Annotated in this window: 23 protein-coding genes and 2 pseudogenes; 9 read left to right on the forward strand and 16 right to left on the reverse strand. The window is 54.0% G+C overall.

Features of this window, described 5'->3' with window-relative positions:
- The first annotated feature begins 32 nt into the window (after positions 1 to 32).
- Positions 33 to 407 carry a hypothetical protein gene (locus tag ACDZ94_RS16505; protein WP_064451459.1) on the forward strand — a complete coding sequence of 125 codons (375 nt, stop codon included), beginning with the start codon at positions 33 to 35 and terminating at the stop codon, positions 405 to 407.
- A gap of 19 nt (positions 408 to 426) precedes the next feature.
- On the opposite strand, the gene ACDZ94_RS16510 is transcribed toward ACDZ94_RS16505, so the two are convergent.
- Positions 427 to 756, reverse strand: a complete 330-nt coding sequence (locus ACDZ94_RS16510; RefSeq protein ID WP_128591954.1) for a YXWGXW repeat-containing protein — start codon at positions 754 to 756, stop codon at positions 427 to 429.
- A 449-nt stretch (positions 757 to 1,205) separates the two neighbouring features.
- Positions 1,206 to 2,105, reverse strand: a complete 900-nt coding sequence (locus ACDZ94_RS16515) for a DMT family transporter (protein WP_432750458.1) — start codon at positions 2,103 to 2,105, stop codon at positions 1,206 to 1,208.
- A gap of 98 nt (positions 2,106 to 2,203) precedes the next feature.
- On the opposite strand from ACDZ94_RS16515, the gene ACDZ94_RS16520 reads away from it, so the two are divergent.
- Positions 2,204 to 3,052 (forward strand): LysR family transcriptional regulator, encoded by an 849-nt coding sequence (locus ACDZ94_RS16520; RefSeq protein ID WP_064451457.1) that lies wholly within the window; start codon positions 2,204 to 2,206, stop codon positions 3,050 to 3,052.
- Between the two features lie 4 nt (positions 3,053 to 3,056).
- Here the strand turns inward: ACDZ94_RS16520 and ACDZ94_RS16525 are convergent, their stop codons facing one another.
- Complete coding sequence (locus ACDZ94_RS16525) at positions 3,057 to 3,953, reverse strand: LysR family transcriptional regulator (protein ID WP_407017979.1); 897 nt, start codon at positions 3,951 to 3,953, stop codon at positions 3,057 to 3,059.
- Between the two features lie 99 nt (positions 3,954 to 4,052).
- On the opposite strand from ACDZ94_RS16525, the gene ACDZ94_RS16530 reads away from it, so the two are divergent.
- On the forward strand, positions 4,053 to 4,718 hold the full coding sequence (locus tag ACDZ94_RS16530) for an NADPH-dependent F420 reductase (RefSeq protein WP_221294241.1): 666 nt from the start codon (positions 4,053 to 4,055) through the stop codon (positions 4,716 to 4,718).
- Positions 4,719 to 4,784: 66 nt separating this feature from the next.
- On the opposite strand, the gene mqo is transcribed toward ACDZ94_RS16530, so the two are convergent.
- Complete coding sequence (gene mqo / locus ACDZ94_RS16535; protein ID WP_221294240.1) at positions 4,785 to 6,440, reverse strand: malate dehydrogenase (quinone); 1,656 nt, start codon at positions 6,438 to 6,440, stop codon at positions 4,785 to 4,787.
- Between the two features lie 492 nt (positions 6,441 to 6,932).
- Here mqo and ACDZ94_RS16540 point away from each other — a divergent pair, with 492 nt between their 5' ends.
- Entirely contained in the window at positions 6,933 to 8,120 is a 1,188-nt protein-coding gene (locus ACDZ94_RS16540; protein ID WP_432750459.1) for an MFS transporter, read from the forward strand.
- A 75-nt stretch (positions 8,121 to 8,195) separates the two neighbouring features.
- Here the strand turns inward: ACDZ94_RS16540 and ACDZ94_RS16545 are convergent, their stop codons facing one another.
- A complete protein-coding gene (locus ACDZ94_RS16545) occupies positions 8,196 to 8,417 on the reverse strand; it encodes a hypothetical protein (RefSeq protein WP_262206400.1) in 222 nt (73 codons plus the stop codon).
- 146 nt (positions 8,418 to 8,563) lie between these two features.
- On the reverse strand, positions 8,564 to 8,929 hold the full coding sequence (locus ACDZ94_RS16550; protein ID WP_432750460.1) for a DUF6124 family protein: 366 nt from the start codon (positions 8,927 to 8,929) through the stop codon (positions 8,564 to 8,566).
- A gap of 436 nt (positions 8,930 to 9,365) precedes the next feature.
- On the opposite strand from ACDZ94_RS16550, the gene ACDZ94_RS16555 reads away from it, so the two are divergent.
- From ACDZ94_RS16555 to ACDZ94_RS16565, 3 genes and pseudogenes are all read left to right on the forward strand, one after another.
- A complete protein-coding gene (locus ACDZ94_RS16555) occupies positions 9,366 to 9,779 on the forward strand; it encodes a hypothetical protein (protein ID WP_432750461.1) in 414 nt (137 codons plus the stop codon).
- Positions 9,780 to 10,323: 544 nt separating this feature from the next.
- Positions 10,324 to 10,538 (forward strand): annotated as a pseudogene (locus ACDZ94_RS16560) (hypothetical protein).
- A 71-nt stretch (positions 10,539 to 10,609) separates the two neighbouring features.
- Positions 10,610 to 11,566: a DUF4238 domain-containing protein gene (locus ACDZ94_RS16565; RefSeq protein ID WP_432750462.1), complete on the forward strand. Its 957-nt coding sequence runs from the start codon at positions 10,610 to 10,612 to the stop codon at positions 11,564 to 11,566.
- Positions 11,567 to 11,768: 202 nt separating this feature from the next.
- Here ACDZ94_RS16565 and ACDZ94_RS16570 read toward each other — a convergent pair whose 3' ends face one another.
- The 4 genes from ACDZ94_RS16570 to ACDZ94_RS16585 form a co-directional block, all read right to left on the reverse strand.
- Entirely contained in the window at positions 11,769 to 12,761 is a 993-nt protein-coding gene (locus ACDZ94_RS16570; RefSeq protein WP_432750463.1) for a hypothetical protein, read from the reverse strand.
- Positions 12,762 to 13,126: 365 nt separating this feature from the next.
- The gene (locus tag ACDZ94_RS16575) at positions 13,127 to 13,837 is read right to left on the reverse strand and encodes an ankyrin repeat domain-containing protein (protein WP_432750464.1); all 711 of its coding nucleotides are present in this window, start codon (positions 13,835 to 13,837) and stop codon (positions 13,127 to 13,129) included.
- A 395-nt stretch (positions 13,838 to 14,232) separates the two neighbouring features.
- Positions 14,233 to 15,246 (reverse strand): AraC family transcriptional regulator ligand-binding domain-containing protein, encoded by a 1,014-nt coding sequence (locus tag ACDZ94_RS16580; protein WP_432750465.1) that lies wholly within the window; start codon positions 15,244 to 15,246, stop codon positions 14,233 to 14,235.
- A 14-nt stretch (positions 15,247 to 15,260) separates the two neighbouring features.
- Positions 15,261 to 16,088 carry an oxidoreductase gene (locus ACDZ94_RS16585; RefSeq protein WP_432750466.1) on the reverse strand — a complete coding sequence of 276 codons (828 nt, stop codon included), beginning with the start codon at positions 16,086 to 16,088 and terminating at the stop codon, positions 15,261 to 15,263.
- Positions 16,089 to 16,559: 471 nt separating this feature from the next.
- On the opposite strand from ACDZ94_RS16585, the pseudogene ACDZ94_RS16590 reads away from it, so the two are divergent.
- Positions 16,560 to 16,772 (forward strand): annotated as a pseudogene (locus ACDZ94_RS16590) (hypothetical protein).
- Between the two features lie 260 nt (positions 16,773 to 17,032).
- Here ACDZ94_RS16590 and ACDZ94_RS16595 read toward each other — a convergent pair.
- From ACDZ94_RS16595 to ACDZ94_RS16615, 5 genes are read right to left on the reverse strand one after another with little or no spacing between them, the layout of a single operon-like run.
- On the reverse strand, positions 17,033 to 17,536 hold the full coding sequence (locus ACDZ94_RS16595) for a GNAT family N-acetyltransferase (protein WP_432750467.1): 504 nt from the start codon (positions 17,534 to 17,536) through the stop codon (positions 17,033 to 17,035).
- A 38-nt stretch (positions 17,537 to 17,574) separates the two neighbouring features.
- Positions 17,575 to 18,927, reverse strand: a complete 1,353-nt coding sequence (locus ACDZ94_RS16600) for a hypothetical protein (RefSeq protein WP_432750468.1) — start codon at positions 18,925 to 18,927, stop codon at positions 17,575 to 17,577.
- Positions 18,920 to 19,546, reverse strand: a complete 627-nt coding sequence (locus tag ACDZ94_RS16605; RefSeq protein ID WP_432750469.1) for a JmjC domain-containing protein — start codon at positions 19,544 to 19,546, stop codon at positions 18,920 to 18,922. Before ACDZ94_RS16605 ends, ACDZ94_RS16600 begins: the two co-directional genes overlap by 8 nt.
- Before the next feature lie 4 nt (positions 19,547 to 19,550).
- Positions 19,551 to 20,324 carry a nucleotidyltransferase domain-containing protein gene (locus ACDZ94_RS16610; protein WP_432750470.1) on the reverse strand — a complete coding sequence of 258 codons (774 nt, stop codon included), beginning with the start codon at positions 20,322 to 20,324 and terminating at the stop codon, positions 19,551 to 19,553.
- A 46-nt stretch (positions 20,325 to 20,370) separates the two neighbouring features.
- Positions 20,371 to 20,547 carry a hypothetical protein gene (locus ACDZ94_RS16615; protein ID WP_432750471.1) on the reverse strand — a complete coding sequence of 59 codons (177 nt, stop codon included), beginning with the start codon at positions 20,545 to 20,547 and terminating at the stop codon, positions 20,371 to 20,373.
- Positions 20,548 to 21,102: 555 nt separating this feature from the next.
- Here ACDZ94_RS16615 and ACDZ94_RS16620 point away from each other — a divergent pair.
- On the forward strand, positions 21,103 to 21,435 hold the full coding sequence (locus ACDZ94_RS16620) for a DUF1203 domain-containing protein (RefSeq protein WP_432751513.1): 333 nt from the start codon (positions 21,103 to 21,105) through the stop codon (positions 21,433 to 21,435).
- A 108-nt stretch (positions 21,436 to 21,543) separates the two neighbouring features.
- On the opposite strand, the gene ACDZ94_RS16625 is transcribed toward ACDZ94_RS16620, so the two are convergent.
- Positions 21,544 to 21,894 (reverse strand): DUF7079 family protein, encoded by a 351-nt coding sequence (locus ACDZ94_RS16625; RefSeq protein ID WP_432750472.1) that lies wholly within the window; start codon positions 21,892 to 21,894, stop codon positions 21,544 to 21,546.
- Positions 21,895 to 22,155 lie beyond the last annotated feature (261 nt).

A 22,155-nucleotide genomic window follows, 5' to 3' on the forward strand; every position in this document is an offset into this window, starting at 1 on the left:
CGCTTCTACCCTTGATCGAGAGAAAGACCCACGTGCGCACGCTTCTTCTCGCTGCCTTGGCCCTCGCGCCGACCCTCGTCCTGGCCGACACCATCGCCTGGCCCGACCTGCCGAAAACCTGCTTCGTCAGCGGCCGCTCCGCCACCAGCGTGGATGTCGACACCGGCTGTGCGGCGTTTCTGATCAATGTACAAGGCAAGGCGGCAGGCACGCCGATCAAGCTGGCTATTCCCCAGTACGCACTGCACGTGGACGAAGCCACGGGCAAGGAAACGCCGGTGATCATCATCCAGGCGGAAGAGAACGGCGAGATCAAGGCCGTGGGCTACAAGGAACTCGGCACCGAGCAACTCGGTGCCGCGCTGTTGCGGGAGGTACGGCTGCTGGGCACCCAGAAGCCGATCTAGGCGTTGTTTCGGACTGGGCTCAGCGAACCCAACCACCGCCCTGCCAATGGTAGCCGTCATTACGCTGAACCCAGTGCGGGTGCACATAGCGATAACCTTCGCGCACCTGCTCCCAATGGCCGTGCACAGCAACGTATCGCCCGCCTTGCCAACGCCAGTAACCGCGTGACCATACATAGCCGTAGCGCGCAGCCGGCTCGACTTCGATGACCTGGACCGGCGGCGGTTGTGGCGCAACCACTTCAACATACTCACGTTGTACCGGCCCACGCTCATGCACGACGCGCTCTTGCACACACCCGGACGCCGCGACGACTACCGCCGCCAATGCCGCATAACGTAGCAACATACAAAATCCTCGGGCGCTAACGCCCAGCACTTGCACCAGAAAAAATGCCCCCTTGTTGCAGCTTCGCTCCTGCTTGGCTCTGGGTTCTTTTTAACAGGTGATGTCTGTCGGATTGCTGAACCCGCAGGCCTCAAGAGGCAGACGCGACGGTCGGTCGTTTCAGGCGCGCCACTAGCAACCCCGCGAACAACCTCCACAGGCCCAGTTAGGCAACGAACGTGAGTTGCACCTGCCCGCACTCATGCCACGCAGACGATTGCACACAACTCCGACACCCCGACCACTACCGCCACCAATGCTGCATAACGTAGCCACATACAAAACCCTCGGGCCGTGCGGCCCAACGTCTGCACAAATCAAAAATGCTCCTGTGTTTGAGCCGCGCTCCTGCTTCGGCTTGGGTTCTTTTTTAGCAGGTGATATCTGTCGGGTTGCTGAACCTGCCGGCCTCAAGAAGCGCACGCGACGGTCGGTTGCTTCAGGCGTACCAGAATCAGCCCGGCGACTACCACAGCAATGCCGGCGTAGGTCGATGCATGGATCACGTCGCCAAACATCAGCGCCGCCCACACCAGAGTGACCGGTGGCTCCAGATAGACCAGCGCCGCAACGTGGGTCGCCGTCATGACCCGCAACAACATCCACAGGCTCAAATAGGCGATGAAGGTGGAAAACACCGTCAGCCAGACAATTGAAATCAGCACGTCCGGGTCGTGAGGAATACTCAACGTATCGGTAAACAGCACAGCACCGGCAAAGCCGATCAAGGTCAGCAGCGACTGAATGAACAGCGGCAACACCAGACCCGCGTCATGGCGATGGACGGTGCGGCGCTCGTACAGAGTCGCCAACGTCAGCCCCAGCGCCGCTGCCAGTGGCAACAGATACATGACCAGGCCGATGCCCTGCCCGCCACTGCCGTACTGCCCGGCAATCACGATGGACACCCCGGCAAAACTGACCATCAGCCCGATCCACTGCCAACCGCCACTGCGCTCGGCCGCACTGCCCGTCGACAGCGCCGCCGTCATCAACGGTTGCAGCGCCGCGATAATCGCGGCAATGCCGGGCGGCAGGCCATTTTGGATCGCGACGTAGAGGCAACTCAGGTACAGAAACTGCGATAGAAAACCGATGATGGCGTAGTGGCGGATCTGCGCCCATGAAACCCTCAGCAACCTCACATTCAAAAACAGCCCCAGACACACCGCGACCAACAGAAAACGCCAGAACAGCAAGTTGAACGCCCCGCCACCCTGCGTACCCAGCTTGGCGCCGATATAGCCGGAGCTCCACGACAGCACAAACGCCACCTGCAACAGCAGTCTCTTCAAGGTTGATCGCGTCATGAAGCCTCCCGTCAATGTGCATTGACTGAAAGGCTAAGGGCCGCGCATGCTTCTGTATATTTGAATTACCAGCATAACCAATTCGCAATAGTGGAATCATGGCCAAACAACTGAACATCGACCTGCTGCGCACCTTCCACGCCGTGGCGCGCTTCCGGCGCTTCAACGAAGCGGCCGAGCATGTGCACCGCAGCGCGTCGACCGTGACCACTCAGATTCAAAAGCTCGAAGACCAAATCGGTCAACGCCTGTTCAGCCGCAGCAACCAGGGCGTCGAGCTGACCCTGTACGGCAAGAAGCTCCTGGGCGAAACCACCGAGTTTCTCAAGAGCCACGACCGCCTGCTGATTGCGCTGATGCCGCAGCGCATGCAGGGCAAAATCCGCCTGGGCATTCCCGACACCTATGCTCCGGCGTTTATGCAGGAGTTCCTACCCCGGTTAATCGCTGACAACCCGCTGCTCGAGCTGGAAGTCGAAGCGCGCACCAGCGGTGAACTGCTGAATAGGTTTATGGCCAACCAGCTCGACCTGGCCATCACCGTCAGCGCACAGCCGTTGGCCCAGGGCGAACGTCTGGGGCCGGTTCAGCCGCTGTGGGTGGCGGCCGAGGGCTTCAGTTGCCCGCCGAATACGGCGCTGCCAATTACGGTGCCGGTCGCCGGCTGCCCGTACCGTGCGGCGGCGTTGCAGACGTTGAAAGATCACGGGATTTACCACCGGGTCTTGCTGGAGAGCCCCAACTCCACGGCGGTCGAGGCCTGTATCCGCAGCGGCGTGGCGGTGGGTTTGATCGAGGAGAGCCGCATGGGCAAAGGGCTGACGCAAGTGATTGCAGGGTTCGAGTTGCCAGCGCTGCCGGTGCATCATCTGTACCTGCTGTGCGATAGCAGCAATGCATTGGCCTTACACCTGTACGAGCAGGTTAAACACGGCTTCCACCTCTAAACCCTCACGCCGCGCCGAAGCGCGCCAGCACCGCCTCGACAAATCGTCGCAACTTGGCGGTGCGCTGCCGGTTGGCCGTGTAAACCAGGTGCATGGATCGGCTGGGTGCCTCAAACGCCGGCAGCACGCGTATCAATTCGCCTTTGGCCAACGCGGTGCGCAGGAAGTCTTCGGGGCCGAGAACGATGCCGAACCCATCCAGTGCCGCCGACATCAACGCCCTGCTTTCATTGATTTGAAGACGGCTGGCAACCTGCACCTTGTAAGGCGTCGCGCCTTGGTGGAAGACCCACTCGCGATCCGCCGGGCGTGACCAGAAGGCGTAGCCCAGGCATTCATGCTGTTCAAGGTCCGCCGGCAGTTGCGGTGTGCCCCGCGCCGCGAGGTAAGCCGGCGCTGCGCAGACCACCAGCCGATAAGGCGCCAGCGGCCGGGCCGTCAAGCCAGTGGTGCCCAGAGGGCCGATCCGGAAGGCCGCCTCATAGCCTTCCTCCACCAGGTCAACGAAACGATCCGTCAGGTGCAGGTCGATTTCCACGTCCGGGTTGTCGCGCAAAAAGGCAGTAATCAGCGGCATTAGGCTGTAGGAGCCGAAGGTGACCGGGGCGGTGATTTTCAGCTTGCCGCGCGGTGTGTCGTTCATGATCTGGGCCAGTGAATCGGCAGCCTCGGCTTCCGTCAGGATATGTTTGCAACGCTCGTAGTACGCGTGCCCCAGCTCGGTCAGGCTTTGCCGACGCGTGGTGCGGTTGAGCAAACGGGCACCGAGGCGTTGCTCCAGCGCGGCAACATGTTTGGCCACCATCTGCGCCGACAGGCCCAAGCGCTCGGCGGCACGTGCGTAAGAGCCCAACTCGGCGGCCACCACAAAGGCATTCATGCTTGAAAGGCGGTCCATCATTCCCTACTCCCAGTAACAACACCCAAACCAAAACGCGCATTTATCGCCAGTTAGTAGCGAATCATCATAGCCGCTCTACGATTTACGAGGAGCAAGGCCATGAAGATCGGCGTGATTGGAGCAGGTTTTATCGGACGTGCCGTGGCACAGCTCGCACTGGCTGCCGGGCATGAAGTGATGTTGAGCAACTCCCGAGGCCCGCAAACCATGAGCAGCGTGCTCAGCGGCATACTGGGCGTCCAGGTGGGCAGCGCTGAAGACGCCGCCCAATTTGGCGACGTGGTGCTGGTGGCGATTCCCCTGGAACACTACCGCAGCGTGCCCGCACAGTGGTTGGAAGGCAAAACGGTGCTGGACGCGAACAATTACTACCCCAACCGCGATGGACATATCCCGGTGCTGGACCGCTTTGAAACCACCACCAGCCGGCTGCTCGCCGAGCACTTACCGCATTCACACGTGGTGAAAGTGTTCAATGCGATCTTTGCGCCGGACCTGACGCAAGACGCCCGCCCCCATGGCGCACCCGACCGCCGTGCACTGCCGGTGGCCGCCGATGACGCCACGGCAAAAGCGCACGTCATCCGCCTGCTCGACGAACTCGGTTTCGACGCCGTGGACGCCGGTGGGCTGGATGAAAGCTGGCGCTTTGAACGGGCGAAACCCGCCTATTGCGTGCCACTGGACCAAGCAGGTTTAAAGGCGGCGCTGGCCGCGGCCGAACGCACGGTTGAGCTGCCGGCGGTCGAGCGCGCTCGCGCCTGAACACCTGCCGACAAAAAGCCCGCTGACCGTTACCGGTTCAGCGGGCTTTTTAACATCAGGCTTGGCTTACAGCGCCAGGTCAGACGCCGGCTTGCTCGGCTCAGCCGCAGGCTTGGCAGCCTCGGTGGCCTGGGTCGCCTTTGGTGCGGTCAACTGCGGAATCGCAGGCGGTGGGGTCAGTTGCAGGACGCCGGCCGTGTAGGCCCATTCCTTGGCAACAGCCTCAGGACTGTCGTTCAGCTTGGTGCCGTAGCTCGGTACGATCTGGTGCAGCTTTGCCTGCCACTCAGGGGTCGCCACCTTGTCCTTGAAGATTTTTTGCAGCACGGTCAGCATGATCGGAGCCGCGGTGGACGCGCCTGGCGATGCACCCAACAGGCCTGCAATGGAGTTGTCGGCGGAGCTGACCACTTCGGTACCGAGTTTCAGGACGCCGCCCTGCTCTTCGTCACGCTTGATGATCTGCACGCGCTGACCGGCTTGCCACAGGCGCCAGTCTTCTTTCTTGGCGTTCGGGAAGTACTCTTTCAGGGCGTTGTAGCGGTCGTCATCCGACAGCATCAGTTGGCCAGCAAGGTACTCGACCAGTGGGTATTCACGCACACCGACGCGGGTCATTGGCCAGATGTTGTGGGTGGTGGTGCTGGTCAGCAGGTCCAGGTACGAGCCTTCTTTCAGGAACTTGGTCGAGAAGGTCGCGAATGGGCCAAACAGAATCACGCGCTTGCCATCCAGCACGCGGGTGTCCAGGTGCGGCACCGACATCGGTGGTGCGCCGACCGAAGCCTTACCGTAGGCCTTGGCCATGTGCTGCTCGGCGATGGCCGGGTTATCGGTCACCAGGAACGAACCGCCGACCGGGAAGGCAGCGTAGTCCTTGGCTTCAGGAATGCCCGACTTTTGCAGCAGGTGCAGTGCACCGCCGCCCGCGCCGATGAACACGAACTTGGCGTCGGTTTCGGTCTTGGTGCCATCTTTCAGGTTTTTGTAGCTTACACGCCACGAACCGTCGGCGTTACGGGTGATGTCCTGCACTTCGCTCGACAGTTTCAGGTCGAACTTCGGCGTGGTTTGCAGGTGAGCAACGAACTGGCGGGTGATCTCGCCGAAGTTCACGTCGGTGCCGATCGGGGTCCAGGTGGCCGCGATTTTCTGGTTCGGGTCACGCCCTTCCATCATCAGCGGAACCCACTTGGCGATCTGCGCCGGGTCTTCGGAGTACTGCATACCGGCGAACAGCGGGCTCGCTTGCAGGGCTTCGTAGCGTTTTTTGAGGAACTTGATGTTGTCATCGCCCCACACGAAGCTCATGTGCGGTGTGGAGTTGATGAACGAACGCGGGTTCTTCAGCACGCCCTGCTGGACCTGCCAGGACCAGAACTGACGGGAGATCTGGAACGCTTCGTTGATCTCGACCGCTTTCGGGATCTCAACGTTGCCGTTCTTGTCTTCCGGGGTGTAGTTCAGCTCAGCCAGGGCCGAGTGACCGGTACCGGCGTTGTTCCAGCCGTTGGAGCTTTCTTCGGCCACGCCATCGAGGCGCTCGACCATCTCCATCGACCAGTCCGGCTGCAGCTCATTGAGCCATACACCCAGGGTCGCACTCATGATGCCGCCGCCGATCAGCAGCACATCGACTTTCTTTGCCTCTTCCGCGTGAACGGAGGTGATCCCCATCGACAAAGCCAGCCCCAGCAGGGCAGTGTTTACTTTTTTAAACATCAGTAGCACCTATGATAAAACGCCATCCGCCCCACTGCCCCTGAGCATGGGCAACCCTCTATCACGCCGCGCCAGGCAGCGCACCGCGGGGGTTTGCACATTCACAAAAGGACCGCAGGGTGGGCACACAAGGCCGACGTATCGACCTCACTTTTATGTCCCTTCTGCGCTGACTTCTTATCATTATTGGCTTCAGCTACCTGGGCAACAGCCAACCGCCGGGACGTATACGGGTGTACGCACCGGGGAAAGACTAGACCAAGACGGCGCGCAGAATATCACGCTAAACAGCGTTTATGCGTCGTTTGGCCAATTGACAGCACTAAAACAGGACTTTTCCCCGCCCCTGTCAAGCCGAGCGAGCGCGACGTGGGGTCACAGGGTAGCAATCGGGTGGAACTCTCGCGTTCAAGGCTGTTCTAGACACCTTCGCCGCTGCTTGCGTAGCATCGGCGGCGGTCCTTCGTGCACTTCACCCACACAGAGTTACCCATGACTATCCAGCAAACACCCGGGCACGTACTGCCCGCGCGCAGCGCCGCCAAAATGGAAGCTGCCATGGCCGTGGGCGCCTTCGCAATCGGCACCGGCGAATTCGCCATCATGGGCCTGATGCCCGACATCGCCCACAATTTGAATTTGAGTGAACCGCAAGTCGGCCACGCCATCAGCGCCTACGCCCTGGGCGTGATGGTCGGCGCCCCGCTGCTGGCCATCCTCGGCGCCAAGCTGCTGCGCAAACACATGCTCTTGTTGCTGATGGGCCTGTACGCGCTGGGCAACCTCGCCACCGCCTTCACCCCGACCTTCGGTTCGCTGGTGGCCTTCCGCTTTATCAGCGGCCTGCCCCACGGCGCCTACTTCGGCATCGCCGCCGTCGTCGCCTCGAGCATGGTGCCCAACGACAAACGCGCCGGCGCCGTGGCCCGCGTGATGATGGGCCTGACCCTGGCCATGCTGCTCGGCAACCCCATCGCCACCTTCCTCGGCCAACACCTGGGCTGGCGCTCGGCGTTCGCGCTGGTCAGCGCCATCGCCGTGTGCACCCTCTTCCTGGTCTGGCAATTCGTCCCAGACCGCCGCGACGAACCGCGCAGCGACCCACGCAAAGAACTGCGCGCCTTCACCAAACCGCAGGTGTGGATGGCACTGTCGATTGGCGCAGTTGGGTTTGCCGGGATGTTCTGCGTCTTCAGCTACCTCGCCCCGACCATGCTCGAAGTGACCAAAGTCTCGCCACAATGGATTCCCTTCGGCCTCGCCGCCTTTGGCGTAGGCGGCATCATCGGCAACATTGCCGGCGGCAAGCTGTTCGACCGCATGCAGTTCCGCGCGGTGGGCTTGATCCTGGTGTGGTCGATAGCCGTGCTGCTGTTCTTCCCCTTCGCGGCATCGTCGCTATGGGGCGTGCTACTGAGCATGGGCCTGGTCGGCACCATGGTGGCGTTGGCCGCACCGCTGCAGATCCGCCTGATGGACATCGCCCACGAAGCCCCGAGCCTGGCGGCAGCGTCCAACCATGCGGCATTCAACCTGGCGAACGCGCTGGGGCCGTGGTTTGGCGGCATGGCGATTACGGCGGGTTACGGCTGGACCAGCACCGGCTACATCGGCGCCGCAACAGCGCTGGCCGGCCTGGGCCTCTACCTCATCGCCCGCCGCATGAAGGGCGGCCACTAACCCCCACATGTGGGAGGGGGCTTGCTCCCGATAGCAGTAGGTCAGTCACCACACCACTGACTGACCATCACTGCCTCAATCATCATGCAACAACCCGGACCCATACTCCCCATAACTACTCCCCAACCCACTGCCGCCAAAATTCATCTTGGCCGCCTTGCTCGGGCTATGGTCCCCAAACGCCTGGCATCCCCCCGAAAAACAAGGGTCACCACTCCCGCCCGACGACCCCGTCGAACAAGCGCCCAACAGCAACGTGCCAGCAATCATCACGACTTTAACCAGGTTCGAGATCATGTTTTCAGTTCCCTATGGGCTGGAGGCGCGGGGGGCCTCTCTTAAAGAGGATCGTAGACCTCAAAGGCACTGGGGATTATGAAATATTGCGGGGTGACAGCATGGGTTCAGGTTGCCGCCTTGGGGTAAGGCGGCGGGGTTTGGGGTCAGGCGGTGGCTGGGCTGGCGGCGGGCGCGACTTGCTCTTGGGCGCGGGCGACGAGCAGCGCGCTTAGGTCTATGAGTTGTTGAATGCCGAGGATGATGGCGCGGTGCGGGTCTTCGAGGTCGAAGGCCAGAGTGGCGGCCATTTGGTTGGCGGAATCGAGGTTTTCGGATGCGTTGGCTAGGAGGGTTTCGGTGTCGATGTTGGGGCTGACGAGGAAGATATTGCTGGTTGGATGCTCGGCGTGGGCAACGTCATCAGATGGCGGCAGGTAATGGTGAATTGCTCGTTGAGCAGCCGTTTGTAGCTTGGCATCGACGGGCGCAGTGTTTTGATCGACATAAGGATTGCGCGATTTGTAAGGCATTGGCGAAGCTCCAAATATTTTCGGGAGTTAAAACGCCTTAGCAATACGGACTTCCACCTCCGGCCGCTGGGTTTGCAGCGGCTGGATGAGGTTAGCGATGGGTGGTCTGACGGGCAAGCTGAGAAAAGTGTGGGACGATTCCTAGGGTTTATTGTGGTCTGAACCCGATATACATGACCCCGATAGACATTTAATAAAAATAATTTTTATAGCGGAAACTTCGTCTGAGGTGTTCAGTCTGTATAAACAGTGGCAGGTTGCCAGCCCCATTGACTCGCTCAGGCATGCAAAGCAACTCCGCCCCCCAGACTTGATCAAGGAGTTCGATACAAACATTCATAAATATTCCCATTTTCCATTAAAAAAAACTCTCGCGCGTGGCCGCGGCACCTAATATCTTTTCCTGTGATATCGAGTTATCTCGAACGGAGCTTTAATGAACCTTAAGATTGCTCTGTTGGGTTCGATTATTCTATTTTCAACCCTGCATCAAGCCTATGCTGACACGTGCAGTAAGAATATCTATAACGGTTACAATTGCAGATATGACGATGGAACAACGTCTACCAGCAGCGCCAATATTTATGGTGGCGAGAATACCCGCTACAGCGATGGCCGCACATCGCAAAGCAGCGCCAATATTTACGGTGGGCAAGATATTCGCAACAGCGATGGCACTACCTCGCAAAGCAGTAAGAACATTTACGACGGGCAGGATACCCGCAACAGCGATGGGACTTCGGCGCGAAGCAGCGGGAACATTTATGGCGGACACGATACTCGCTATAGCGACGGTCGCTCTTCGAGAAGCAGAGCCAATATCTATGGCGGGCAAGATACTGATCATTAGAATAGATCAATACCGTACAAGCTTGGACATCCAACTCGGAAATTAATAGAACTCTCCCGGAGGGCCGTTTTGTTGCCCTCCAGGATGTCGCAGCTAGCATTATTGCGACAACGCTGTATTTACTGTCTGCATATCGGTGCAAATCGGTGTCAGACCACGATATTCGACGCAGCGATTGCCCTGAACTCATCGGCGTATGCAAGGGCACAGAACACGCCTCCCCGACACCCAACACCCGTTCCTGAACTGCGCCCCATTCGCCTCACTAACTCAGATCCCCAATGCCCCTACAAACCGCCCCACCCTCCCGCAGCTTCTCCGTCGCCCCGATGATGGATTGGTCGCACCGATAGCCAGCCTCCTGTAAACACGGCGCTTCAAGCCACCCTGCCCCCCGTACCACTTTTGTACCACTAACATTCGTGAACACGCCGATCCCGCCCCCGCTCTAATCCGCTGTAGCAAATTTTAAGCAACCGGTTTCGACTCCAATCCGGGGCACTGTGGCTGCTATGCTGTGGCTTTCTCGAAAGGAGTCGAAACCATGCCAAACGACTATTCATTGTCGGCTGTACTGGGAACATCTACGACAACAAGCTTGCCCAGGAGGCGGCGGTGATGGAGCTAACCCTGTGGGTGGAAAGGCGGGGCTCGACAGAGGTGGGTAGCAACGTGCGTGGAGCACTTCACGCCATTGGCGAGAATGCAGGTCATATAAAACAAAGATTCGCGCGTTTGCGAGCAAAGAACCCTGACTAAAAACACCTGTCTTCAACTTCCAAGCATCGGTCGAAATGAGTCGCCCAAAGACTGGTTACCATAGGACTAAAATGAGTACTGACGCCAGAAATCACCACTACGTACCGCAAACGTACCTGCGAGCCTTTACAGATGGCGGATCAAAAAAGTCGAAGTTTACCGTTTATGATGTTGTGACAGGCAGCAGATTTGAGACGGTCCCACGAAACGTATGCGCAGTAAGAGATTTCAATCGAATCTCTGTCCCTGGCATAGATGCCAATGCAATCGAGACAGGCATGGCGAAGTTTGAATCTCTCATAGCACCCGCCATCGCTAAGCTTGACTCGACCAATCAATTCGAGGGTGACGTAAGAAATACAATTTTGAACCTCATCGCATTGCTCGCAGTCCGTCACCCTGAGCGTCGAGAGAGCATGCGTAAATTCCATGCTCAGCTAGCCAAGATTACGATGGACATGGTTCTCGCCCAACCCGAGATGTACGAGAGTATTACGGCCGAAATGAAATCTGATGGAGAAATGGCATGCGACGGGCCGACCTATGATGACGTTAAGGCTTTCTTCGAAGGTGGTGAATACGACATAGAAGTAACGAACGAGAGACACCTACAATCAGAAGAAGCGATGCACGAAACCGTCCTGCCCCTGCTTTCTCGAAGGAACTGGATGCTCTACAGAGTCGATCCGGCAGATGGCCACCTAATCACAAGCGACAATCCCGTATCACTCACATGGCGTAACCCTTCCCAAATCCCTATCCACTACAGGCATAGTCCGGGCTTTGCCATGAAAGACACGGAGATTGTTTTTCCGCTGACAAAGAGTCTAGTTTTAATCGGAACATTTGACGGTCATAACGGCTACGACGTCGCACGTCCAAAGCTTGTGGCAGCAGCCAATGGACGAACCGCAGCCTACTGTAGCCGCCAAATCTACTCACCAAAACGTGGATTTCCTACGCTAGATTCTCAATTGCAGATAGTCGATGGCGCAGAGTTTCTAAAAAAATACGGTGCTAATCGTTAGCAACCAGCGATCGATTGCCCCTTTCCTAGTCCGCTGAAAGGTAGCCCCTACCCCGCATGCGCGCAGCATCCCAAACTGATAACGAGGGTTCGAAACCCTTCACCCGCCCCACTGTTTTCAATGTTTCCAGCAGGGATATCGGGGTCAGACCACGATATACGCTATCACGTCGCACCATCAGAGGGTTTCGCGCAGAGTTTCCTTAGGGTGATTCGCTTTTGAGGATGCTTGCTACCATCGCCCGAAATGCCCGTTGTTGGGTGATCGAAAAGCCCAGGGCAACGATGATCACACTCAGCCAGATCAAAAAGATCTTGAATGGATCGAACTCAAGAACCACCAGCGCCCAGGTCACCAGAGCGCCACCGATGCTACCCACCCCCCACCAGGCGATGAGTATGGGCTGCACCACCTTTTGAATATCTCGATAGAGCAGCAACCGGGCGGCCCCCATTAGCAATAAAACCATACCCGTCCAACCGAAAGCAGCCATCAACGGCAGCGACGAACCCTGGCGCTGATACAAAAAAGCCACCCATTCGTAGAACGGCCCCAATGCGCTCATCTGCTGGAACGTATCGCGGCTGGGCAACTGCCACTGGGCCCAGTGCGCTGGATCAATGACCTGCAGCGCAAGGCTGAAGAACGCCACCAAGACGCCACACAAACCAAGGGCTCGCCAGGCCGGGACAGCAATACGGTAGTTGTTCACATTGCGCAACCGTTCTACGCCGAACACCGTATCGGTTTGCTCGCCCCGGGCAATCACGGTTTTGCCGTTACGCTGGATCGCGGTGCCAATCACGAGTACCTCCAGACCTTCGGTCAAGAGAACCTCGCCCTGCTGGCGGTGTCCCTCCCCCGCTATGTATCGATAGTCCTCCGGTTCTGGCACCTGGCCTGAGAACAGATCAATGCCCGCAGCCAAGATATCCACAGTGCCGTGGGCATCTTTAAGGGCAAAATTGCTGCATTGTACGTCGGTAAATACCGTCCTCCATTCGTCCTTGTCGACACTGTTGCGGTAACTTTCCTCGATTCGTATCGAGTACCCCGCACAGGGCAAGCCATTCACCGGGGATAACCGCGACTCCTTGAGCACCACGACGCCACAGACTTTTACCAGGCCTGGTGCCAGCGAGTACGAAGGGCTGAGGTGCAGGCGCTTGTCTGCATGGTAGAAGCCTTTGTTCATGGTGACGGCATCCCTGTCTACGTGTAGTGGCTTGCATTAGAAAACGGTCACCCGGTTGCAACTCCGGGTCCTGCGCCGACCGAATTTCTGGGGGCTATCGGGGGATATCGGGGCAGACCACGATATACGGCACAATGATCTCCTTGAGATCCGCGGCGTTATCCAAAGCGGGGAAATTTCTTACAGCATCAGGATTATTCCCAGGATCACCTTATCACTCCCGTGTCGCACCGATGATGGATTGGACCGCCTGAATCTACAGGCCTGAAAACACGAGCATTACAGCCCCATCGCCAGTCATCCGTACCACTTTCGTACCAGTGCCATTCCCACTCACTGAAGCCATGAATCGTTCCAGGCTTGGATCACCTCAATTGTAGGATTTGAAAATCCGACTCAGGCTCCGGGGCCCCTCGAGCCCTCAATTCAGCGAATACTTCCGCAGAGCACTCACCGTAACCCCAATAGCCGAATTTGATAGCGGACATACCATCTTCCTCGCGAACATAAGTCGCATCCACTCCCGCCCGCAGAAGCAACATCGCGATCTCACTACCCTTTTTCTTTCCTGCACTGCACGCGAGGAGCAAAGGAGTCATCCCGTTGCGATCGACCTGGTCAAGCGGTGCGCCCGCCTCGATCAGGAATTTCACAAAGGCGATACGAAGCCCGTCAACAGCCGCCTCCATAGCTCCGTCTAGACTCGCCCCTGCATCCAATAGCAACTTGACTGCAGGAATTGTCCCGTTGCGCACCGCCGAGCTCATTGCAGTAACGCCATACTTTCCTTTCAGGTCGACCTCTGCTCCGCGCTTGAGCAGCAATTTCGCAAGCTTTAGGTCGCCACGTCCGCAGACCGACGCCAGCGGAGAGAATTCACCATCACCATTGGGATTTCCTCCATGGTCTAGTGCATGCAGGAGTATTTCTTCCCTTCTGTAATGGGCGGCTTTGTTGAGCACCCTGTGCGGATCCGCTTCGAAGTCATAGTCATGCCCGATGAAATCCAGAAGCTGCTGGAGGTCACAGTCACGCATGAGATTGCTGAGATCGTTTCTAAAACTAAATTCGTCCATTCAGACAAGTCCATTTTTTAGAGGTGTGATTTCGGGTATTCAAAAGATGGCAAAACAGTAGCAGGCTTACTGAGATAGCCCAAGATCGAACTCCCTCCCACTAAAAAATATTGGAGCTTTGCATCAATAGGGGGCCATTGACACGCACCCTCCATCTTCTCATTCCAGTAGTGTCCGCGAACTCTAAGCAACTGAATTCAGGGTCTTTTCTAAACGTGGCGATGAAGGAGACATTCGAAACTACCCGTTCGCGTTTTTCGAAACCAAGGCCCCCGGTTTATAAGGGCGGCAGCCCGGGATATCGGGGTCAGACCACGCTATACGGCGCAATTATCTACTTAAGATCCGCGGATTTATCCAAACGACAAGAAGTAGAAAATCATCTTCTAAAAACATCAGGAATAAAAAACGCTGCTTGACCATTGAGAACGGTAAACCCCAGGTGTAATCCCCGACCACGATTTGAAAGCACGGTGGAAGGTGTTTCCGTCCTCAAAACCCAACAGATACGCTACTTCAGCAAAGCTGATTTGCGAACGGCTCAAGTAATGCTCGGCAAGACTGCGCCGCGTCTCCACCAGCAACTTTTGATAGCTGCTGCCTTCAAGCTCCAGCGCGCGCTGCAAGGAGCGTTTGCTCGTCGCCAGCCGTTGCGCGACCGCATCGATGCTCGCCTGGCCGCTTGGCAATAACTCAAGCAGCAAACCCTGCACACGCTTGCGCACGCTGGCGGTGGCGTCCAATTCACTCAAGCGTTTGTCCAGCAGGGGCTGAAAAAACGCCCACATGGGTTGGTTTGCTGTCAGGAAAGGCCGCTTTGAATCACTGTCGCTAAACCTGATTGAAGGCTTGGGGCCCACCGTGACAGCGCAGCCGAAAAACGCTTCGTAAGGACGGCAATCATCGGGAGGCGTCGGTAATTGCACACGTATCGGGCAGATCTGATGACGGGTTGCCAGGCGAGCCAGTTGAGTAAAAAACACCAGCTCCGTCATTACGGTGCTGGCAGGCCATGACGGAACCACCTTCGGAAACTCTACACTCACCTCCATAAAGGCCGCTTGCTGCTCAATGTGCAACACCAGAGGCCCGATCAGCGCCTTATAGCCGGCAAGTCGCCGCAGGGCGACCTCCAGGTTCGGGCTGCACAAGCTTGCAAATAGGGGAGGGTCAAACGCTTCGGCGGTAATCGCTTTGCCTATGATCAATGGCAGTTCTTGCCCTTGGGTCAACTGCTCCAGTGCGAGCCAAAGCTGGCAATACTCTATCGGGTCCACGCTCGCATCTGGCCGGGCAAAAAGGTCATCGGGAAGCTTGGCAAGCCTCAGCACATCGGCAACGTTCGCGCCGAGATCAGCAATGACCAACGCCCACCCCGGATGCACCGAAAACTGCGTAGCAGGCCTCATAGGTTTCGCTCCTGTCACCGCACCATAGCCATCATTATCTTGTCGTAAATCCGGTCACCCAGCCATTTACGGATGGTCATCAGTGGCCGCGCATATTTACCCCCAACATAGCGTGTTTTGGGATGGGCGCTACGCACAGCCTTCAACACCAGGTCGACGATGACCTGGGGCTTGGACAGCGAACCGGGTTTATACGACTGCCGCGTGGCAGCGGCGACCTTTTGGGCCATCGCGTGGTAAGCACCGTTTTCCGAACGGCGAAGCATGGGTTCCAGCATGACCGCCCCAAACTCGGTGTCGATCGCGCCCGGTTCAATCAAGACCACGTTGATACCGAACTGTCGAAGCTCGAGGCGCAAACAATCCGACCATCCTTCCAGGGCGTGTTTGGTGGCGTGGTACCAACTGCCTAGCGGGGTGTAGACCTTGCCCCCCATGGAGGAGATATTGATGATGAGGCCTTTGCCCTGGCTACGCATACCCGGCAGCAGGGCCTGCGTCAGTCGTGCAAGCCCGAACAGGTTCACCTCGAATTGGTAGCGGGCGTCATCGATCAGGGTGTCTTCCATCGCCCCGTATAATCCAAAGCCGGCATTATTCAGAAGCACATCTACTGCACCGTGCTGACTTTTAATGTGGGCAACCACTCGCTCCACATCCTGCTCGCAGGTGATATCCATCGCGAGTGTAATCGCCCCCAACCGGCGCAGTTCCGTCATCTGATCTACGCGCCGGGCAACGGCGTAAACGACCATGCCCTCCCCCAACAACGCCTGTGCGAACGCTTTCCCCATCCCGGAAGAAGCGCCCGTTACCAGTGCTACTCGACTTGATTGCTTCATGGAACAAACCTCCGCCCGACTCAATGTGAGTGAAGGTTATCGCCAGGTCAGGACAGAGGCATTGGTAAGACACGCCAGTTGGCATGCCAATGACGCCAACTCGAAGTCGCCGACACGGAAGCTCCGCCAGGTCCCCCACAAACACCCGACATTGGCCCCAACCAAGCTCGGGCGTAGTACGCGAACGCCTGTGGGGATATCGGGGTCAGACCACGATATACGGCACAATGATCTCCTTGAGATCCGCGGCGTTATCCAAAGCGGGGAAATTTCTTACAGCATCAGGCTTATTCCCTGGATCACCTTATCACTCCCGCGTCGCACCGATGATGGATTGGACATAGCCTTCCTTAAAACCACCACCAGCTATGCTTACCGGGCTTTGTGCGTTTGGCCTTGTAGCAACTTCTAAGCAAGCATCAATTTGGTAGGCCTCTGCTATGCTTAGGCCTTTTCGATGAGATAGCACACATGTCAGGGGAATACTCACTCCCGGATTTGCTTGAACGAATGTACGAGAATCAGCTCGCGTAAGAAGCTGCTCTGATGGAATTGGCTCTCCTAAGCGAAAAGCAAGGCCTGGATGAAATTGGCAATAACATACGCGGGGCGCTATTCGTGATCGGCGAAAATGCTGGGCACATCAAGCAGGGCCTGGCGAAGTTACGAACCAATCGTCCCTAACAAAACACACCCGGATTGTTCTGTAGTACTTCGCTTGTTAAGCCCCAACCCCATGTATTTATTTAGACTCTATGTAGCCTTCAGTTAATGAATGGGATTATTTTTCGCATCCCAATTTATGCTGCCTGCTAAAGATGATGGGGGGGGGACAATCCAATTGATTGATGATTGGCACAAATTCTCAGCTGAAAGATTTAAGGTTAACTCAGGCTGGCCTACTTTCTTAGCAATTACGTGTAAAAATATCGTTAAAATACATTTTAAGCAGAAGATCCAATCATTGACATTTGAACAATATTTTCGTATACACCATCTTTCTTATAATCATCTATAAAAAGCCCATCGAAAGTCATCCCAACCTTTTCTAAAACTTTTCGTGATGAAAAATTCCTCTCAAAGCACTGCGCAAACACTCTATGTATAGAAAGATCTTGAGTAGCAAACTTTATTACAGCCTCCACTGCCTCAGTACAATAACCTTTACCCCAATGTTCAGGGGAAACCCAATAAGTCAATGCACATCTAGAGTGAAACATTGAAATACCAACTAAACTAACCGCCCCGATTATATATCCCTGCAACGTGATCGCCATCACAAGCGCCCTTCCTGAAGACTCCATCTGATCGTGCGACTCAAACCATTTGATAGCTTCTGCTTCGGGGTAAGGATAGCTCAATGAGCCCATATCAGCTGCTATTTTCGAGTGATTGATAGCCTCATAGAACGACTTGAAGTCCTCAGCTTTGAATGCACGAATTTCCAATCTCGAAGTAACCAATCTAGGTCGTAGCAATATCATTTTTATATCCTATTAAATTTTTCTGCCCATAGACCACTATTTATACGCCGAGATACCGACACGGCATAGTAGGACGACATAAGAAGCATCAAAGTAAAATAAATCGCTCCAGAAAGATTATCACTTATTGTTAAAACATAAAAGAAAATAAGCGCAAGCACCCTTAACCTCACAAACTTAAACGTCAGGTCTTTTTGAAACCGGGCATCTCCCCTTAATATAGCCTTAGACGTATAACTTATAAAAAATGCCACACCCACAAGAGCAGATGTTACAAAGCCCAAATAACACAACTCAACATAATCTAATACCTTAAGTAGATTTAACTGAGATACCAGCACTATAAAGCTACAAAAAAAAGCAAATCCTCCAAGAATTTTTGCATACAATTTAATTGCCTTCGCGATATCCTCTGAGTGGTTTGCACCGCGTGCGTGAGCGCTTGCTAAAGCAACTCCACCTGAGGTTCCCAAAGCAAGCCCCAGCGAGCTAAAAACATTGCTTACACTGCTGACGGTAGCGTTCACTATCAATATAGTTGGCGTCAATGAAAGCACTAAAGCCTGAACTAGCACCAACCCATTACTGACAATAGAGGCAGAAACATAATCAAGAACATCAGTAAATAATTCCTTACCACTGAAATTACTTTTATCTGGAGACTCCGTTGAAAAATGGGGCCATATATCTTTGACATACACTATAAAAATAAAAATATAGGCTACAGCCATACCCACCCGCCCATATAAAGCAGATGCTGCTATATTATGTATCTGTGCACTTTGTAAGAGTACCTGGTATGAAGCGCACGCCACAGTTACACCAACACCAAAAAAAGTGATCGCCAGTATAACCACGTTTTTCTTAAGAGCTACGACTAGCAAATACAACGGAACTGAGAGGGTTAAGATCGCGCAGTCCACCCAATAATAAATCATATACTCAGCCAACTCATCTGAGTCAACCCTTGACAAAATTGGGGCAACAGCCAGCCTTTGAAAAAAAATTAGAACAAACCACAACATAACAATTAGCACAATCAAGTATGGATACGCTCTTAACATCGTAAAACAAACAGATCTATGATCCCCTTTAGCTATGTGGGAGCTAATTCTATATCCGATTGGGTTCGTAACAGCGAGTACCAAAGCCGTATAAAAAAGGCCTAGGCTAGCTGCGTATGTTAAAATTAGAACCTGATGAGAAAGAGAGACAATAGCTATCGTAAGTAACACAAAGGCTTGAGTACTGGAGATTAAATTTGCCAATAGGAGAGGTGAAGAAACCTTCATATGCTCCATAAATCTGAACTGAGCATTTGCAAATCTAACGCTCGATAGAATTGATTCAATCATAATCAAGCCATATACTCAGATGGACGGAAGGTAGATCGTTGCAGCGCGCTCTGTGAATAGTCCCCTTACGCATAAAAAAATAAGATCCGGGTTCTAATGTTGTCCGCTGCTCAACCGTATGCTTATTTGCATGCTCGCGAGAGGCAAAACTTATTTGATCTGAATCAAACCCTAAACAGCTCTCTTCTGGCAATGGCCGCCAGAAAAACCACTCTTTCTCGCCTGAAACTTGTATTATCAAAAGATCATGATCGTCTGAATGAGCAGGCAGAGCAAACGCGCCTGGCGGTGTGAAAAACACATTAAACTGCACTTTAGCTTTTGGAAAACTTTTCTGCACTTGGTTGTAAAACTCTAAGCAGCAAGCATCGTAATACTCGACACGCCTCAAATAAAGAGTGCAACCCTCCTTTGAATAAAGTGTCCTTATCAATAATAGCATCTGCTCCTTGCAGGATCTAAAATATACAGACTTTTTACAACTACTGCCTTCCTTAATTACAAGAAAATCCCTCAAACCCACATCACCAAGAAGAATTTCACTTAGCCAATCCATTGAAATTTTTGGAACGTTCCAAGGGACATGTTCAACACTTACTACTCCATGCTGAAATTCCATATAGCTATCGCTCTGTCCTAATATCAAAATCTATTTTTTTAAACGGCAGATGGCGTTGAAAGAAGCCTTTTAATAAATCGGCAAGCTCTTCAAGCCTTATCAATTCCGGCTGTTTAAAAACACGCTGAAAAGCAGTAAGAACAGCAGATCCACCTTCATTTCTTTCCGTCTCAAAAACAGGCGCGTGCTTGTAACCGCGAAACAAGCTAAAATCCAGGGCATAGAAAATATGTACAAATGCTCGATAGGAAAATAGAAGCATATCTACAAAAGTCGCGTAATCACCCCTTTCCAAATAAACAGCAAAGCCATAGTCCCTGATAAATCGGTAATTGCCTTCTATAACTCTTCCCCTAGCCTCTTTATCAAGAACCAAATTTAGAGTTAGTTTTCTTACCTCAACGTCATCCCTATAATACTGCCCTGCTTGCAACGCAGATAAATACAGTTGAGTTCTTGGTGATAAATCTTTATATGACTTGTAATGACCAATACACTCTACTATTGAATCAACTCTATCCAATCTTAGATCTATTACTTCGCCAGCAAAAAAAACATCTGCTTGAAAACCTCGAGAAGTTTTTCTAATATTTTCAGCGCCCGCGATATTGGAAAAATCAATATTTCCATTATGAACTATGCACACATCCACATCTGAAAATCTATCATTTTGTTTAATAGCAAGCGAACCGCCTACATATATGGAAAACTCCAAATTATCGAGACTCTGGATCATTTTTCTACAAAAATCATGTGCAATTTTTTCGGCATTAATCATATAGCGCCCTAACGCGCCACCGATAGGTGGCGCGCCTGTAGATTAATTACGCAGCTTGCAGCTGAGAATTAACCATCCAGTCATCATCACCACGGTCGATCATCATTGTAGTGGCATGCTGAAACAACTCCATCTCTTCCCCAGAAGGCAAAGTAGTGGCGTCAACAGTAAGAGCGTTTTCTTGGACCTGAACCAGTTCTTTTGCATCCATAGCAGCTTTCATAGAAATTCCCATTTGAGTTGATTAATCCTTGAATCACCCACCCGCCTCCAACTTAATAGCTGGGTAAGTCAAGGCCATTTCAACGTAGCACTCCAATATTTCTATTTCTTTAAATAATAGTTACAGTTTCGCGGCAAAATAACTTCTACCAAGATATCTCTCCACGATGTAAACGTGCCGAACCTTAAAAATTTTCATTTGAAAATTAAAAATTCTTAGTAATTTTTTTTGATCGAAATAATCCATATAAAGAGACCGCCCCTTAGCTGACGTCCAAACTCACACGATTTTTGGCTTAACGATCCGTTGCTAAAACGCTGCGCTCCGGCGCGCTTGGCTTGAATGACGCAGCAAGAATCGGATAGTAAGTACTGCACGAATTCCAGTCTGATAGCACTCCAAACCAATAGGAGTTCGATCATGGTATTTCGTATAACTGGCCTTTCCCCCGAGCCATTCCAGTCACTGTTTGGACTACCCGACCAAGAACTTTCGTCTCTGGGGATAAAGCGTTACATCGTCGACAGCAACCCAGGCTTTCCTGACCGTATCGAAATGAAGGATGCGGAACTAGGTCAGAGCGTGCTTTTACTCAACCATGTCTCTCAGGCAGCCAAGACGCCCTACCATACCTCACACGCGATCTTCATACGGGAGTGGGCCACGCAAGCTTATGACGCAGTCGACCAGATACCCGAGTCTATGCGAATCCGCCTACTATCCCTTCGCGCTTTCACTGACGATGGGATGATGCTCGACGCCGACGTCGCTGATGGGATAGCAATAGAACCTGTCATTACTCGGATGTTTGCCAATCCAGAGGTTAGTTACATTCACGTTCACAACGCCAAGCAGGGTTGCTACTCCGGGCGGATAGATCGAGCGTAGTCACCGCAAGCCTTGGTGACTCCTCCTTCTGTCGACTCTGCTGGTCATCCACTGGCCGGTATTGGCCGATAGGAGCCGGTAGCTACTAGGGGCATTGATGAAGTCGAGTCAGGCATATGCCAGCGGAAGCCGTGTTGCCACTTGCCCCCAGCATCTTCTGATTTCTTTAATAATTCCGCTGTCACCCAATTTTTTCGTAGAGACCTTACATACCGACAAATGCTCTAACAGCCACTCATCTGTCCATCCCGCCCATTCACCGGCAATGGATTTTAGGTTTCCTTCAAGTGCCGGGAAAACTTCACCCCAAAGGATGCTGTGAATTTCTTGGGGCGAATAGCCTGTTTCCAAGACTACGCGAGCGATATAGTCAAAAGTCGAGTCGGTGACCTCAGTATCGAGGAAAAACTCTGAAAGTGCCTGCCAGATCTTCAGGCGGTTTACGTCGACAGTTTCCATGCGATATCCCGAAGCTTGAATGGCGCCCATAGGCCAGAAGGCATAGTAGCCGAAAGCGTTCCGACAGATATCCGCCGTCAGGACGGACCGCTTTCGACCCAAAGCTGCCCCTCATGCAGGGCAGGAATCGGCCAAAAGCGGACTCTCGACCTGTTCCGGCTTATGCCTCGAAACAGCCACTCGGATCTGTCGGAAGAGGATATCGGGGTCAGACCACGATACTCCGGCAGTGATGTCGAACAAATCACTCCCGGATACACC

The organism is Pseudomonas sp. UBT, assembly GCF_050915955.1.
In the GTDB taxonomy this organism is placed as follows: domain Bacteria; phylum Pseudomonadota; class Gammaproteobacteria; order Pseudomonadales; family Pseudomonadaceae; genus Aquipseudomonas; species Aquipseudomonas antarctica_A.

Excerpts from the sequence above, each read along its gene's own strand:
- ACDZ94_RS16580 (WP_432750465.1), bottom strand. The coding sequence starts at position 15,246 with ATGAGGCCTGCTACGCAGTTTTCGGTGCATCCGGGGTGGGCGTTGGTC.
- ACDZ94_RS16555 (WP_432750461.1), top strand. The coding sequence starts at position 9,366 with ATGAACCTTAAGATTGCTCTGTTGGGTTCGATTATTCTATTTTCAACC.
- ACDZ94_RS16610 (WP_432750470.1), bottom strand. The coding sequence starts at position 20,324 with ATGATTAATGCCGAAAAAATTGCACATGATTTTTGTAGAAAAATGATC.
- ACDZ94_RS16515 (WP_432750458.1), bottom strand. The coding sequence starts at position 2,105 with ATGACGCGATCAACCTTGAAGAGACTGCTGTTGCAGGTGGCGTTTGTG.
- ACDZ94_RS16565 (WP_432750462.1), top strand. The coding sequence starts at position 10,610 with ATGAGTACTGACGCCAGAAATCACCACTACGTACCGCAAACGTACCTG.
- ACDZ94_RS16600 (WP_432750468.1), bottom strand. The coding sequence starts at position 18,927 with ATGATTGAATCAATTCTATCGAGCGTTAGATTTGCAAATGCTCAGTTC.
- ACDZ94_RS16540 (WP_432750459.1), top strand. The coding sequence starts at position 6,933 with ATGACTATCCAGCAAACACCCGGGCACGTACTGCCCGCGCGCAGCGCC.
- ACDZ94_RS16550 (WP_432750460.1), bottom strand. The coding sequence starts at position 8,929 with ATGCCTTACAAATCGCGCAATCCTTATGTCGATCAAAACACTGCGCCC.
- ACDZ94_RS16570 (WP_432750463.1), bottom strand. The coding sequence starts at position 12,761 with ATGAACAAAGGCTTCTACCATGCAGACAAGCGCCTGCACCTCAGCCCT.
- ACDZ94_RS16510 (WP_128591954.1), bottom strand. The coding sequence starts at position 756 with ATGTTGCTACGTTATGCGGCATTGGCGGCGGTAGTCGTCGCGGCGTCC.
- ACDZ94_RS16585 (WP_432750466.1), bottom strand. The coding sequence starts at position 16,088 with ATGAAGCAATCAAGTCGAGTAGCACTGGTAACGGGCGCTTCTTCCGGG.
- ACDZ94_RS16530 (WP_221294241.1), top strand. The coding sequence starts at position 4,053 with ATGAAGATCGGCGTGATTGGAGCAGGTTTTATCGGACGTGCCGTGGCA.
- ACDZ94_RS16520 (WP_064451457.1), top strand. The coding sequence starts at position 2,204 with ATGGCCAAACAACTGAACATCGACCTGCTGCGCACCTTCCACGCCGTG.
- ACDZ94_RS16575 (WP_432750464.1), bottom strand. The coding sequence starts at position 13,837 with ATGGACGAATTTAGTTTTAGAAACGATCTCAGCAATCTCATGCGTGAC.
- ACDZ94_RS16605 (WP_432750469.1), bottom strand. The coding sequence starts at position 19,546 with ATGGAATTTCAGCATGGAGTAGTAAGTGTTGAACATGTCCCTTGGAAC.
- ACDZ94_RS16625 (WP_432750472.1), bottom strand. The coding sequence starts at position 21,894 with ATGGAAACTGTCGACGTAAACCGCCTGAAGATCTGGCAGGCACTTTCA.
- ACDZ94_RS16525 (WP_407017979.1), bottom strand. The coding sequence starts at position 3,953 with ATGATGGACCGCCTTTCAAGCATGAATGCCTTTGTGGTGGCCGCCGAG.
- ACDZ94_RS16545 (WP_262206400.1), bottom strand. The coding sequence starts at position 8,417 with ATGATCTCGAACCTGGTTAAAGTCGTGATGATTGCTGGCACGTTGCTG.
- ACDZ94_RS16615 (WP_432750471.1), bottom strand. The coding sequence starts at position 20,547 with ATGAAAGCTGCTATGGATGCAAAAGAACTGGTTCAGGTCCAAGAAAAC.
- mqo (WP_221294240.1), bottom strand. The coding sequence starts at position 6,440 with ATGTTTAAAAAAGTAAACACTGCCCTGCTGGGGCTGGCTTTGTCGATG.
- ACDZ94_RS16620 (WP_432751513.1), top strand. The coding sequence starts at position 21,103 with ATGAAGGATGCGGAACTAGGTCAGAGCGTGCTTTTACTCAACCATGTC.